This is a genomic window from Pseudomonas sp. NPDC087029 (genome assembly GCF_044745345.1).
Classification (GTDB): Bacteria; Pseudomonadota; Gammaproteobacteria; order Pseudomonadales; family Pseudomonadaceae; genus Aquipseudomonas; species Aquipseudomonas faucium.
In genome coordinates this window covers 351,132-364,507 of record NZ_JBIVAB010000004.1, presented here as the reverse complement: position 1 = coordinate 364,507, position 13,376 = coordinate 351,132, and the positions used below count along the sequence as shown (strand labels likewise).

Here is a 13,376-nt window from a genome sequence, read left to right as displayed (position 1 = left end):
ACTGGACTGACCACGCCGGCAACCCGGCGCCTAGCACGAGAAAAGCCATGAGCCTGACCATCACCCCACTCAGCCCGGCGCTCGGCGCCCAGATCAGCGGCGTCGACATCAGCCGCGACATCAGCATCGAGCAGCGCGACGCCATCGAGCAGGCGCTGCTCGAGCACCAGGTGCTGTTCTTCCGCGACCAGCCGATCAACCCCGAGCAGCAGGCGCGCTTCGCCGCGCGTTTCGGTGACCTGCACATCCACCCGATCTACCCCAACGTGCCGGAAACCCCGCAGGTGCTGGTGCTCGATACCGCCGTCACCGACGTGCGCGACAATGCCGTGTGGCACACCGACGTGACCTTCCTGCCGACCCCGGCGCTGGGCGCGGTGCTCAGTGCCAAGCAGCTGCCGGCCTTTGGCGGCGACACCTTGTGGGCCAGCGGCATCGCCGCGCTGGAGGCGCTGTCGGCGCCGCTGCGCGAGATGCTCGACGGGCTCAGTGCCACCCACGATTTCACCAAGTCGTTCCCGCTGGAGCGCTTTGGTACCACGCCAGAGGACCTGGCGCGCTGGGAAGAAACCCGGCGCAAGAACCCGCCGCTGTCGCACCCGGTGGTGCGCACCCACCCGGTGAGCGGGCGCAAGGCGTTGTTCGTCAATGAAGGGTTCACCACGCGGATCAACGAACTGAGCGAGCTGGAGAGCGAGGCGCTGCTCAAGCTGCTGTTCGCCCATGCGACCAGGCCTGAGTTCAGCATTCGCTGGCGTTGGCAGGAGAATGACGTGGCGTTCTGGGATAACCGGGTGACACAGCATTTTGCTGTGGATGATTACCGGCCGAATCGGCGGGTGATGCATCGGGCGACCATTCTTGGGGATGCGCCGTTTTGATGATTTTTGGGAGGCCTTTGGCCTCCTTTCGCGACACAAGGCCGCTCCTACAGGGGATCGCTTTGTTCTGTAGGAGCGGCCTTGTGTCGCGAAAGGGCCGCAAAGCGGCCCCGGCGATCTACCTGACCAGATGCAGGAACTGCATGTGCCGCTCGTACTGGTCGAGGATGTCGTTGATGATCTGCTCCTTGCTGTAGCCCACCAGGTCGTAATTCTGGCTGCCCTCGCTCAGGTGCACCTCCGCCCGGTAATAGCGGCGGTTCTTCAACTCCTGGGTGCCCAACCCACCCAGCGCAAACGACGGCGTGAAGTAGCCACGCATCTGCACCTGGTAGATGAACGGCTGTTCCTCGCCATGGCCAACCTTCAGGCTGACGTTGTCATGGCTCGGGTCGTCCTGGGTGATCAGGGTCAGCCCCTTCTGCTCGAACACTTCGCGCACATCGGCAATCGCCGGGCGCACTACGTCGTCCATGAAGCGGTACACCTCATCGCGTGACGGGAAGTGCACGGCCTGGCTCAAGCGCTGGCGCCAGCCGCCACGGCCACGTCGCGACTGGGCGAACGGCGCCAGCGAATGCATCTGCGCGATCTGCCGCTGGCTCTCCAGGTAGAAGGCCTTGTGCAGCCCCCACATCATGCACAGCAGGATCAGCGAGAACGGCAGCGACGTCAGCACCACCGCCGATTTCAGCGAGTCGATGCTGCCGGCGAACAGCAGGCCGCTGGTGATCAGCGCGGTCATCACGCCCCAGAAGATGCGCAGCCAGTTCGGGCCATCTTCGTCGGCGTCGCCGCCCTTGGCCGACAAGGTCGACAGCACCACCGTGCCGGAGTCGGCCGAGGTGACGAAGAACACGAAGCTGATGAACACCGTCACCGCGATGACCGTCTTGCTCCACGGGTAGGTTTCCAGCAGCAGGTACAGGCTCATCGACGGGTTGTCCAGGGCCGACTGGCCCAGGGCGGTCATGCCGTGGTTGATCACCTGGTCCAGGGCGCTGTTGCCGAAGATCGACATCCACGCCAAGGTGAAGCCCAGCGGAATCAGCAGCACGCCGAAGACGAATTCACGGATGGTGCGGCCACGCGAAATGCGCGCGATGAACAGCCCCACGAACGGCGCCCAGGCAATCCACCAGGCCCAGTAGAACACTGTCCAGCCACCCAGCCAGTCGCGGTTCTCGCCATAGGCGTACACGTCGAAGCTCTTGCGCGGCAAGGCCCCCAGGTAATCGCCCAAGTTCTGGATCAAGGTGTTGAACAGGTGCTGGGTAGGGCCGGCGAACAGCACGAACAGCAGCAGCGCGCAGGCCAGGAACAGGTTGATGTCGCTCATCACCCGCACGCCCTTCTCCACCCCGGCGACCGCCACGGCCACCGCCGCGCCCATCATCAGGGCGATCAGCATCACCTGCACCCACTGGCTGTGGCTGATGCCGAACAGGTAGTCGAGGCCGGCATTGAGGTGCAGCACGCCAAAGCCCATGTCGGCGCCCAGGCCGAACACCGTGGCGATGATGCCGAAGCCATCCACCGCATAGCCGATCGGCCCGTTGATGCGCTTGCCGATCAGCGGGTACAGCGCCGAGCGCAGCGCCAGCGGCAGGTTGTGGCGGTAGGCGAAATAGGCCAGCGCCATGCCGACGAAGGCGAACACGCCCCAGCCATGCAGGCCCCAGTGCAGGAACAGGATCTGCATCGCCTGGCGCCCGGCCTCGGCCGTGCCCGCCTCGCCTTGCGGCGGCTGCAGCATGTGGGTCAGCGGCTCGGAGACGCAGAAGAAGAACAGGGTGATGCTGATGCCGGCGGCGAACAGCATGCCGGCCCAGGACAAGTAGCTGAACTCGGGCTCGTCGTGATCGGCACCAAGCTTGATCTTGCCGTAGCCGGACAACGCGGTGACCACCACGAAGACCAGGTACAGGGTCATGGCCAGCATGTAGTACCAGCCGACCGTGTTGGCCGCCCAGTTCTGCGCGGCCAGCAGCCATTCACCGGCAGCTTGCGGGAAGGCAATGACCACCAGGCCGAAGATGAGGATGAAGCTTGCCGCAAAGTAGAACACCGGCGGGTTCATGCGGATCTTGCCAGCGGCAAGTGAAGGGGTCGGTGCACTCATGGGGCATGCACCTCGTCGATTGACGTGAGGTTCGGAATGAACGGGTTCAGCAAAGGAATCCTCCTGTTGAACACCGGCAGCGGACCAGCGTTTTTCGTTGAACAAGCGTTCAAGTTAAACATGGATCGGATTTCAATGCGAACCGGGGTGCTGATCGGTGCATGCCTGTACCGGCCCTATCGCCGGCAAGCTGGCTCCCACAAGTACCGTGGGAGCCAACAGCCTCAGTTCTTGTCCTGGCAATCGAGCTGCAAGTTCGCCTGGGTAATGTTGCTTTCAGCCGGCACGCTGCGGGTCAGCCACACATTGCCGCCAATGGTCGAGCCTTTGCCGATGGTGATGCGCCCCAGGATGGTCGCCCCCGCATAGATCACCACGTCATCCTCGACGATCGGGTGGCGCGCCAGGCCCTTGTGCAGCGTCCCCGACTCGTCGCTGGGGAAGCGCTTGGCGCCCAGCGTGACCGCCTGGTAGATGCGCACCCGCTCGCCGATGATCGCCGTCTCGCCAATCACCACGCCGGTGCCATGGTCGATGAAGAAGCTCGGCCCGATCTGCGCGCCCGGGTGGATGTCGATACCCGTCGCCGAATGCGCCAGCTCCGAGCTGATCCGCGCCAGCAACGGCAAGCCGGCGCGGTACAGGTGGTGGGCCAGGCGGTGGTGGATGATCGCCAGGATCCCCGGGTAGCACAGCAGCACTTCATCGACGCTGCGCGCCGCCGGGTCGCCGTGGTAGGCCGCCAGCACATCGGTATCGAGCATCACCCGCAGCCCAGGCAGCGCCGCAGCGAAATCCTGGATCAGGCGCAGGGCCTGGGCATCCACGGTTGCCAGTTCGCCGTTGCTCTGGCGCGCGGCATAGCGCAGCTCCAGGCGTGCCTGGGCCAGCAGGGAGGTAAGTGCGGCGTCCAGGGTATGGCCGACGTAGAAGTCCTCGCTCTCCTCGCGCAGGTCCACAGGGCCCAGGCGCATCGGGAACAGCGCCCCGCACAGCTGCTCGAGGATCTGGCGCATGGCCTCGCGCGAGGGCAGCTCGCGCCCGCCCTGCTCGCCGATGCTGCGGCCATTGCGGCTGCGCCACTGCTCACGGGCGCTGCGCAGGCCGCTGACGATGCTGTGCAACTGCCAATGCGCGGATGAAGGTTGGTCGCTCACGGTATTCTCCTGCCGGGTGGCATGCAATATTTTGCAATCCACTCTACGGCAAATCCGTCCCTTGGAAAAAACAACGCTTTATTCCATCCTGCGCTAAGTCAGGCATAAGCGGCGATGACGAACCGGGCAACCTCGCCTACCCTCAACTCAGCGTGTGCCTGAGCCTTTTTATAGAAAAAGCATAAGAAAATAAGTTTTTATTATTTCCTGGCCTATCAGGCCAACTCTATAGTCGCCACCCACTACTTCCACAACAAGCGCGGGGCCTGACATGTCGAAATTCGCCAAACCGCTTCTCAACGCCAGCCTGGCCATCCTCCTCGGTGCCGGCCTGCTCGGCCAGGCATTCGCCGGCGAGCAGTTGAAGACCATCCAGGAAAAGGGCGTGATCAACGTCGGCCTGGAAGGCACCTACCCACCGTTCAGCTTCCAGGATGAAAACGGCAAGCTGGCCGGCTTCGAAGTCGAGCTGTCGGAGCTGCTGGCCAAGGAGCTGGGGGTCAAGGCCAAGATCCAGCCGACCAAGTGGGACGGCATCCTCGCTGCGCTGGAGTCCAAGCGCCTGGACGTGGTGGTCAACCAGGTGACCATCTCCGATGAGCGCAAGAAGAAATACGACTTCTCCGAGCCCTACACCGTTTCCGGCATCCAGGCCCTGGTGCTGAAGAAGAAAGCCGAGCAGCTGAACATCAAGACAGCGCAGGACCTGGCCGGCAAGAAAGTCGGCGTGGGCCTGGGCACCAACTACGAGCAGTGGGTCAAGCAGGACGTGCCGAAAGCCGAAGTGCGCACCTACGAGGATGACCCGAGCAAGTTCGCCGACCTGCGCAACGGCCGCATCGACGCCATCCTGATCGACCGCCTGGCCGCCCTGGAATACGCCCAGAAAGCCAAGGACACCGAGCTTGCCGGCGATGCCTTCTCGCGCCTGGAAAGCGGCGTGGCCCTGCGCAAGGGCGAACCGGAACTGCTGGCTGCCATCAACAAGGCCATCGACAAGCTCAAGGCTGATGGCACCCTGGCCAAGCTGTCCGAGAAATACTTCGGTGCCGATGTCACCCAATGATCGCTGAAAGCCTGCAACTGGTTGCCGACTCCACGCCCTTCCTGTTGAAGGGCGCGGGTTATACGGTGCTGCTGAGCGTCGGCGGCATGTTCTTCGGCCTGCTGCTGGGCTTTGCCCTGGCACTGATGCGGCTGTCGAAGATCCTGCCGCTGGACTGGCTGGCGCGGATCTACGTGTCGTTCTTTCGCGGCACGCCACTGCTGGTGCAGCTGTTCGTCATCTACTTCGGCATGCCGCAGATCGGCATCGAGCTCGACCCGATCCCGGCCTCGCTGATCGGCCTGTCGCTGAACATGGCCGCCTACATCTGCGAGATCCTGCGTGCAGCCATCTCCTCCATCGACCGGGGCCAGTGGGAGGCCGCTGCCAGCATCGGCATGACCCGCACCCAGGCCATGCGCCGGGCGATCCTGCCCCAGGCGCTGCGCACCGCACTGCCGCCGCTGGGCAACAGCTTCATCTCGCTGGTCAAGGACACCGCCCTGGCGGCGACCATCCAGGTGCCCGAGCTGTTCCGCCAGGCGCAGCTGATTACCGCGCGCACCTTCGAAGTGTTCACCATGTACCTGGCGGTGGCGGTGATCTACTGGGTGCTGTGCAGCATCCTCGCGCACTTCCAGAACCGCATGGAAGCGCGGGTCAACCAGCACGACCGGGAGCCTTGAAATGATTGTCGTAGAAGGCCTGACCAAGCGGTTCAAGGGCCAGACCGTGCTCAACGGCATCGACGTGACCGTGCACCCCGGCGAGGTGGTGGCCATCATCGGCCCCAGCGGCTCGGGCAAGACCACCTTCCTGCGCTGCCTGAACCTGCTGGAAACCCCCGATGCCGGGCGCATCCAGATCGGCGACATCAGCATCGACGCCAACCGCCCGCTGGGTGGCCAGCAAAGTGCGATCCGCCGCTTGCGCCAGCAGGCCGGCTTCGTGTTCCAGAACTTCAACCTGTTCCCCCACCGCACCGCCCTGGAAAACGTCATCGAGGGGCCGGTGATCGTCAAGAAGACGCCCCGCGCCCAGGCCATCGAGCTGGGCAAGCGCTTGCTCGCCAAGGTCGGCCTGGCCGGCAAGGAAGACGCCTACCCCCGGCGCCTCTCGGGCGGCCAGCAGCAGCGGGTGGCCATCGCCCGCGCCCTGGCCATGGAGCCGGAGGTGATCCTGTTCGACGAACCTACCTCGGCGCTCGACCCGGAACTGGTCGGCGAGGTGCTGGAGACCATTCGTGGGCTGGCCGAGGAAAAGCGCACGATGATCATCGTCACCCACGAAATGAGCTTTGCGCGCGACGTGGCGAACCGGGTGATCTTCTTCGACAAGGGGGTGATCGTCGAACAGGGCGAGGCCAAGGCGCTGTTCGCCAACCCCAGGGAAGAGCGGACCCGGCAGTTCTTGCGCAAATTCCTCGGTACTGCGGCTTCGGAATGACTTACCGGCCTCATCGCGGATGAATCCGCTCCTACAAGGGCCATGTAGGAGCGGATTTATCCGCGATGAGGCCCTCACGCCCCGAGCAATTCACCACTTCTATATATATTCCAAAAGGTTAGTTCATAAACTTTTGATAAGCCTTTAGGGTATATACACCGGACCACCGGACCAGCAAACGTTTGTCGCCATCAGCTGAAGCGACGCATCCACTTTGTGAGGTTCGGTACTGATGTCCACCCTGCCAGAAACCCAATTCCACAGCGACCTCGACAGCTCGCCCCTGCTGCTGCCGGCCAAGGTATTGCGCAACGACGCCGAAGCCCTGCAAGCCGCCCGCGAACTGGCCGACGCCGCCCGCGAGCAAGCCGCTCGCCGCGACCAGCAGCGCAAGCTGCCCTGGGCCGAAATCGAACAATTCACCCGCAGCGGCCTGGGCAGCATCAGCGTGCCCAAGGCCCATGGCGGCCCCGACGTGTCGTTCGAGACCATCGCCGAAGTGTTCCGCCTCATCAGCGCCGCCGACCCGGCCCTGGGGCAGATCCCGCAGAACCAGTTCGGCATGCTGCAACTGCTGCGCGTGACCGCCACCGAGGCGCAACAGGCGCAGATCTTTCGCAGCGTGCTCGACGGCTGGCGCATCGGCAATGCCGGGCCGGAGCGCGGCACCAAGGACACCCTGACCCTGAAGGCGCGCATCACCCGCAGCGGTGATGGCTATCGCATCAGCGGCGAGAAGTTCTATTCCACCGGCGCCCTGTTCGCCCACTGGGTCGCGGTCAAGGCCCTGGACGACGAAGGCCGCCAGCGCCTGGCCTTCGTGCGCCGCGGCGCGCCGGGGCTGCGTATCGTCGATGACTGGTCGGGCTTCGGCCAGCGCACCACCGCCAGCGGCACCGTATTGCTCGACCAGGTACCGGTGGACGCGGAACTGGTGATCGACAACTGGCGCCAGCGCGACCTGCCCAACATCCAGGGCGCCGGCTCGCAGTTGATCCAGGCGGCGATCGATGCCGGCATTGCCGAAGCGGCGATCGACGACGCCATCCACTTCGTGCGGGACAAGTCGCGGCCGTGGATCGAAGCCAAGGTCGAGCGGGCCAGCGACGACCCTTACGTGATCGCCGACATCGGCCGCCTGAAGCTTGAGCTGCATGCCGCCCAGGCGCTGCTGCGCAAGGCGGCGCGGGTGCTCGACGAGGTCAACGCAGCGCCCATCGATGCGCAAGCGGCAGCGCGGGCCTCGATTGCCGTGGCCGAGGCCAAGGTGCTGACCACCGAGGTTTCCCTGCAGGCCAGCGAGAAGCTGTTCGAGCTGGCCGGCAGCCGCGCCACGCTCGCCGAGTTCAACCTCGACCGCCATTGGCGCAATGCCCGGGTGCACACGCTGCATGACCCGGTGCGCTGGAAGTACCACGCGGTGGGCGCCTACTACCTCAACGGGACCTTGCCGGCGCGGCATTCCTGGATCTGATTTTTGCGCCTTGGGGCTGCTGTGCAGCCCTTTCGCGACACAAGGCCGCTCCTACAGACAACCGCAGCCCCCTGTAGGAGCGGCCTTGTGTCGCGAAAGGGCCGCAAAGCGGCCCCAAGCCCCCGGAGGAACACCATGACCACATCAATCATCACCAGCGACACCCAAGCCCTGGAAGTCGCCGAAGAACTCGCCCAGCACCTGCGCCGCGACAGCGCCCTGCGCGACCGCGAACGCCGCCTGCCCCATGCCGAACTGGACCTGTTCAGCCAAAGCGGCCTGTGGGCCATCAGCGTGCCCAAGGCCTTCGGCGGCGCCGGCGTGTCCAACGTCACCCTGGCCAAGGTCATCGCGCGCATTGCCCAGGCCGACGCCTCGCTCGGGCAGATCCCGCAAAACCATTTCTACGCCCTGGAAGTGCTGCGGGTAAACGGCACCCCCGCCCAGCAGCAGCGCCTCTACGCCGAAGTGCTGGCCGGCCAGCGCTTGGGCAATGCCCTGGCCGAGCTGGGCACCCGCACCGCCCACGACCGCACCACCCGCCTGGCCCGCGACGTCGACGGCTACCGCATCAACGGCCGCAAGTTCTACGCCACCGGCGCGCTCTACGCCCAGCGCATCCCCACCTCGGTGATCGACGAGCATGGCGTGCAGCACCTGGCCTTCGTGCCGGCCGACAGCCAGGGCCTGCAGGTGATCGACGACTGGAGCGGCTTTGGCCAGCGCACCACCGGCAGCGGCTCGGTGGTGTTCGACAACGTGTTCGTGCGCAGCGAAGACGTGCTGCCGTTCCAGTCGGCCTTCGAGCGCCCTACCCCGGTCGGCCCGCTGGCGCAGATCCTCCACGCCGCCATCGACACCGGCATCGCCCGCGCCGCCTACGAAGACGCCCTGCACTTCGTGCGCACCCGCAGCCGGCCATGGGTCGACTCCGGCCTCGACAAGGCCAGCGAAGACCCGCTGACCCTGAAAAGCTTCGGCCACCTGAGCATCCGCCTGCACGCCGCCGAAGCCCTGCTCGAACGCGCCGGCGAATACCTCGACCGCGCCCAGGTCGACAGCAACGCAGGCACCGTCGCCGCCGCCTCCATCGCCGTGGCCGAGGCCCGCGCGATCAGCACCGAAATCGCCCTTGCCGCCGGCACCACGTTGTTCGAACTGGCCGGCAGCCAGGCCACCCTGGCCGAGCACAACCTCGACCGCCACTGGCGCAACGCCCGCGTGCATACCCTGCACGACCCCGTGCGCTGGAAGTACCACGCCATCGGCAACTACTACCTCAACGACGAAAACCCACCACGCCGGGGGACGATCTGATGGCCAAAGAGATCCTGCTCAATGCCTTCAACATGAACTGCATCGGGCACATCAACCACGGCCTGTGGACCCACCCACGGGACACCTCGACCCAGTACAAGTCGCTGAGCTACTGGACCGACCTGGCGCGCCTGCTCGAACGCGGGCTGTTCGACGGGCTGTTCATCGCCGACATCGTCGGCACCTACGACATCTACGGCAAGTCGCTGGACGTGACCCTCAAAGAGTCGATCCAGCTGCCGGTCAACGACCCGCTGCTGCTGGTCTCGGCCATGGCCGCGGTCACCCGCCACCTGGGCTTCGGCCTCACCGCCAACCTCACCTACGAGGCGCCGTACCTGTTCGCCCGGCGCCTGTCCACGCTCGACCACCTGAGCAATGGCCGGGTCGGCTGGAACATCGTCACCGGCTACCTCGACAGCGCCGCCCGCGCCATGGGCCTGGAGCAGCAGCCGGAGCACGACCGCCGCTACGACCAGGCCGATGAATACCTGCAGGTGCTGTACAAGCTGCTCGAAGGCAGCTGGGCCGACGATGCGGTGGTCGAGGATCGCGCGCGGCGGGTGTATGCCGAGCCAGGGAAAGTGCGCAAGGTCCGCCACCACGGCGAGTTCTACAAGGTCGAGGGCTACCACCTGTGCGAGCCCTCGCCGCAGCGCACCCCGGTGCTGTTCCAGGCCGGCAGCTCGCCGCGTGGCCTGGCGTTCGCCGGCAACCATGCCGAGTGCGTGTTCATCAGCGGCCAGGACAAGGCCGCCACCCGTGCCCAGGTCGACAAGGTGCGCGCCGCCGCCCAGGCGGCCGGGCGCGATCCACAGGCGGTCAAGGTGTTCATGGGCATCACGGTGATCGTCGCGCCCAGCGAGGGCGAGGCCCAGGCCAAGTACGCCGAGTACCTGCGCCATGCCAGCCCGGAAGCGGGCGTGGCGCACTTCGCCGCCTCCACCGGCATCGATTTTGCCGCCTATGAGCTGGACGAGCCGATCGGCGCCAGCAAAGGCAACGCCATCCAGTCGGCGACCCGCCAGCTGCAGGAAAACGCCTGGACCCGCCGCCGCCTGCTGGAGCAGCACGCCTTGGGCGGGCGCTACGTGACCTTGGTCGGCGCGCCGGCGCAGGTCGCCGAGCAACTGATCGCCTGGATCGATGAAACCGGCCTGGACGGCTTCAACCTGACCCGCACCGTCACCCCGGAAAGCTTCGAAGACTTCATCGACCTGGTGGTGCCGCAACTGCAACAGCGTGGCCGCTACAAGACCGCCTACGCCGCAGGCACCCTGCGCGAAAAACTGTTCGCCAGCCAGCCGCACCTGCCCGCCGACCATGTCGGCTCGACCTACCGCCACACCCCCACCCCGACTGGAGTCGCACAACATGCTTGAGAAATTGTTCCGGCCCGTCGCGGCCATCGCCCTCACCCTCGGCCTTGCCGGCGCCGCATCCGCTGCCGAGCCGCTGAAGGTCGGCACCACCGCAGCCTTCGCCATCCCGCTGGAAGCGGCGGTGGAAGAAGCCCACAAACAGGGCCTGGAGGTGAAGCTGATCGAGTTCAGCGACTGGATCGCGCCGAACGTCAGCCTCAACAGCGGCGACATCGACGTGAACTACTTCCAGCACATCCCCTTCCTGGAAAACGCCAAGGCCGCCGCAGGCTTCAACCTGGTGCCCTTCGCCCCCGGCATCATCAACAACGTCGGCCTCTACTCGAAACAGTACAAAAGCTTCGCCGAACTGCCCGAAGGCGCCAGCGTGGCTATCGCCAACGACCCGATCAACAGTGGCCGCGGCCTGCAACTGCTGGCCAAGGCCGGGCTGATCACGCTCAAGCCGGGGGTTGGCTACAAGGCCACCGAGGACGACATCATCGCCAACCCGAAGAAGCTCAAGATCCTCCAGGTGGAGGCCGTGCAGCTGGTGCGCGCCTATGACGATGCCGACCTGGTGCAGGGCTACCCGGCCTACATCCGCCTGGCCAACAGCTTTGACGCCACCTCGGCGCTGCTGTTCGACGGCCTGGAGAACAAGGAATACGTGATCCAGTTCGTCATCCGCCCGCAGAGCAAGGGCGACCCGCGCCTGGCCAAGTTCGTCGACATCTACCAGCACTCGCCGGCCGTGCGCGCGGCGCTGAACAAAGCCCACGGCAACCTCTACCAAGCCGGCTGGGAAGGCTGACATGAGCCACGCCAGCGCCCTTGCGGCGCCCACCGCTCGAACCGCGCCGCCACCGGCTCGGGAGCAGGCCTTGCGCCCCGAGGTCAATGAAGCCCATGTGCGCTTCATCGGCCTTGGCAAGACCTACCCGGGCCAGGAACAGCCGGCCTTGCAAGGCATCGACCTGAACATCCGCCGGGGCGAGATCTTCGGCATCATCGGCCGCAGTGGGGCGGGCAAGTCGTCGCTGCTGCGCACCATCAATCGCCTGGAGCAGCCGAGCCAGGGCCGGGTGCTGATCGACCAGGTGGACATCGCGCCATTCGACGAAGACCGCCTGGTGGCGCTGCGCAGGCGCATCGGCATGATCTTCCAGCACTTCAACCTGATGTCGGCCAAGACCGTGTGGCAGAACGTCGAGCTGCCGCTGAAAGTGGCAGGCGTGGCCAAGCCGGAGCGCCAGCGCAAGGTGCGCGAGCTGCTGGAGCTGGTCGGCCTGCAGGACAAGCACCACGTCTATCCGGCGCAGCTGTCGGGTGGGCAGAAACAGCGCGTGGGCATCGCCCGCGCTCTGGTGCACGACCCCGAGATCCTGCTGTGCGACGAGGCCACCTCGGCACTGGACCCGGAAACCACCGCGTCGATCCTCGAACTGCTGCGCACCATCAACCAGCGCCTGGGCCTGACGGTGGTGTTGATCACCCACGAAATGGCGGTGATCCGCGACATCTGCCATCGGGTGGTGATGCTCGAGCGCGGGCAGGTGGTGGAACAAGGCGAAGTCTGGGAAGTGTTCGGCACACCCCGGCATGAGGTCACCCGCACCTTGCTCGCGCCACTGCAGACCAAGCTGCCGGCTGCGCTGCAAGCGCGCCTGCGGGCCAACCCCGCTGGGCGGGACAGTGCGCTGGTGCTCAAGCTCAGCGTGCTCGGCGAGCCATCGCTGTCGGAGCTGTTCCACGACCTCGGCGGGCGGGTTCGCCTGCTCCAGGGCGGGGTCGAAACCATCGGCGAGCATGCTCTCGGGCAGCTGATCCTGGCAGTCCAGGGCTCGCCCCACGACACCCATCAATTGCTTGAACGCGCCCGCCGCTGGGCGCAAGACGTGGAGGTGCTGGGCCATGTGGTTTGATCGCCTGCTCCAAGGCCTGCTCGACACCTTGCTGATGGTGGGCGTGTCCTCGACGATCGCCTTGCTGGTGGGGGTGCCGATGGCGGTGCTGCTGGTCACCAGCGACAAGGGCGGCATCTACCAGGCGCCGCTGCTGAACCGGGTGCTGGGCGCCTTCGTCAACCTGTTCCGCTCGATCCCGTTCCTGATCCTGATGGTCGCGCTGATCCCCTTCACCCGCCTGGTGGTGGGCACCACCTATGGGGTGTGGGCTGCGGTGGTACCGCTGACCATCGCTGCCACGCCGTTCTTCGCACGCATTGCCGAGGTGAGCCTGCGCGAGGTCGACCATGGCTTGGTGGAGGCCGCACAGGCCATGGGTTGCCGGCGCTGGCACATTGTCTGGCATGTGCTGCTGCCCGAGGCGCTGCCGGGGATCGTCGGCGGGTTCACCATTACCCTGGTGACCTTGATCAACTCCTCGGCCATGGCCGGGGCGATTGGTGCGGGTGGGCTGGGGGATATTGCCTACCGGTATGGGTACCAGCGCTTCGACAGCCAGATCATGCTGACCGTGATCGCCATGCTGGTGGCGTTGGTGGCGCTGATCCAGCTGGGCGGGGATCGCTTGGCCAAAGGCCTGAACAAGCGCTAGGGCTGGGCCCCACA

The 13,376-nt window shown here is 65.6% G+C and carries 12 protein-coding genes; 10 read left to right on the top strand and 2 right to left on the bottom strand.

Annotation, left to right across the window (positions count from 1 at the left end):
• The first annotated feature begins 47 nt into the window (after positions 1–47).
• Complete coding sequence (gene tauD, locus ACIPG5_RS09995; RefSeq protein ID WP_401374646.1) at positions 48–881, top strand: taurine dioxygenase; 834 nt, start codon at positions 48–50, stop codon at positions 879–881.
• A gap of 118 nt (positions 882–999) precedes the next feature.
• Here the strand turns inward: tauD and betT are convergent, their stop codons facing one another.
• Positions 1,000–2,961 carry a choline transporter BetT gene (gene betT / locus ACIPG5_RS09990; protein ID WP_176512007.1) on the bottom strand — a complete coding sequence of 654 codons (1,962 nt, stop codon included), beginning with the start codon at positions 2,959–2,961 and terminating at the stop codon, positions 1,000–1,002.
• A 266-nt stretch (positions 2,962–3,227) separates the two neighbouring features.
• Positions 3,228–4,160, bottom strand: a complete 933-nt coding sequence (gene epsC / locus ACIPG5_RS09985) for a serine O-acetyltransferase EpsC (protein ID WP_176511985.1) — start codon at positions 4,158–4,160, stop codon at positions 3,228–3,230.
• A gap of 271 nt (positions 4,161–4,431) precedes the next feature.
• On the opposite strand from epsC, the gene tcyJ reads away from it, so the two are divergent.
• The 9 genes from tcyJ to ACIPG5_RS09940 all read left to right on the top strand — a co-directional run bounded on the left by tcyJ (position 4,432) and on the right by ACIPG5_RS09940 (position 13,362).
• A complete protein-coding gene (tcyJ, locus tag ACIPG5_RS09980; RefSeq protein ID WP_176511986.1) occupies positions 4,432–5,226 on the top strand; it encodes a cystine ABC transporter substrate-binding protein in 795 nt (264 codons plus the stop codon).
• Positions 5,223–5,891, top strand: a complete 669-nt coding sequence (gene tcyL, locus ACIPG5_RS09975) for a cystine ABC transporter permease (RefSeq protein ID WP_176511987.1) — start codon at positions 5,223–5,225, stop codon at positions 5,889–5,891. Before tcyJ ends, tcyL begins: the two co-directional genes overlap by 4 nt.
• A gap of 1 nt (position 5,892) precedes the next feature.
• A complete protein-coding gene (gene tcyN, locus ACIPG5_RS09970) occupies positions 5,893–6,651 on the top strand; it encodes an L-cystine ABC transporter ATP-binding protein TcyN (protein ID WP_401374642.1) in 759 nt (252 codons plus the stop codon).
• A 232-nt stretch (positions 6,652–6,883) separates the two neighbouring features.
• On the top strand, positions 6,884–8,125 hold the full coding sequence (locus tag ACIPG5_RS09965; RefSeq protein ID WP_176511989.1) for an SfnB family sulfur acquisition oxidoreductase: 1,242 nt from the start codon (positions 6,884–6,886) through the stop codon (positions 8,123–8,125).
• A gap of 135 nt (positions 8,126–8,260) precedes the next feature.
• Complete coding sequence (locus tag ACIPG5_RS09960; protein WP_401374638.1) at positions 8,261–9,442, top strand: SfnB family sulfur acquisition oxidoreductase; 1,182 nt, start codon at positions 8,261–8,263, stop codon at positions 9,440–9,442.
• Positions 9,442–10,824, top strand: coding sequence for an LLM class flavin-dependent oxidoreductase (locus ACIPG5_RS09955; RefSeq protein ID WP_314618101.1), 1,383 nt, complete (start codon positions 9,442–9,444; stop codon positions 10,822–10,824). Before ACIPG5_RS09960 ends, ACIPG5_RS09955 begins: the two co-directional genes overlap by 1 nt.
• Positions 10,817–11,617, top strand: coding sequence for a MetQ/NlpA family ABC transporter substrate-binding protein (locus ACIPG5_RS09950; RefSeq protein WP_176511992.1), 801 nt, complete (start codon positions 10,817–10,819; stop codon positions 11,615–11,617). The genes ACIPG5_RS09955 and ACIPG5_RS09950 overlap by 8 nt, the downstream gene beginning before the upstream one ends.
• A gap of 1 nt (position 11,618) precedes the next feature.
• The gene (locus tag ACIPG5_RS09945; RefSeq protein WP_401374633.1) at positions 11,619–12,728 is read left to right on the top strand and encodes a methionine ABC transporter ATP-binding protein; all 1,110 of its coding nucleotides are present in this window, start codon (positions 11,619–11,621) and stop codon (positions 12,726–12,728) included.
• Positions 12,718–13,362 carry a methionine ABC transporter permease gene (locus ACIPG5_RS09940; RefSeq protein WP_236237937.1) on the top strand — a complete coding sequence of 215 codons (645 nt, stop codon included), beginning with the start codon at positions 12,718–12,720 and terminating at the stop codon, positions 13,360–13,362. The genes ACIPG5_RS09945 and ACIPG5_RS09940 overlap by 11 nt, the downstream gene beginning before the upstream one ends.
• Positions 13,363–13,376 lie beyond the last annotated feature (14 nt).

Coding starts and splice junctions, on each gene's coding strand:
- tcyJ (WP_176511986.1), top strand. CDS start 4,432: ATGTCGAAATTCGCCAAACCGCTTCTCAACGCCAGCCTGGCCATCCTC.
- tcyL (WP_176511987.1), top strand. CDS start 5,223: ATGATCGCTGAAAGCCTGCAACTGGTTGCCGACTCCACGCCCTTCCTG.
- ACIPG5_RS09960 (WP_401374638.1), top strand. CDS start 8,261: ATGACCACATCAATCATCACCAGCGACACCCAAGCCCTGGAAGTCGCC.
- ACIPG5_RS09950 (WP_176511992.1), top strand. CDS start 10,817: ATGCTTGAGAAATTGTTCCGGCCCGTCGCGGCCATCGCCCTCACCCTC.
- betT (WP_176512007.1), bottom strand. CDS start 2,961: ATGAACCCGCCGGTGTTCTACTTTGCGGCAAGCTTCATCCTCATCTTC.
- ACIPG5_RS09940 (WP_236237937.1), top strand. CDS start 12,718: ATGTGGTTTGATCGCCTGCTCCAAGGCCTGCTCGACACCTTGCTGATG.
- tcyN (WP_401374642.1), top strand. CDS start 5,893: ATGATTGTCGTAGAAGGCCTGACCAAGCGGTTCAAGGGCCAGACCGTG.
- ACIPG5_RS09955 (WP_314618101.1), top strand. CDS start 9,442: ATGGCCAAAGAGATCCTGCTCAATGCCTTCAACATGAACTGCATCGGG.
- ACIPG5_RS09965 (WP_176511989.1), top strand. CDS start 6,884: ATGTCCACCCTGCCAGAAACCCAATTCCACAGCGACCTCGACAGCTCG.
- tauD (WP_401374646.1), top strand. CDS start 48: ATGAGCCTGACCATCACCCCACTCAGCCCGGCGCTCGGCGCCCAGATC.
- ACIPG5_RS09945 (WP_401374633.1), top strand. CDS start 11,619: ATGAGCCACGCCAGCGCCCTTGCGGCGCCCACCGCTCGAACCGCGCCG.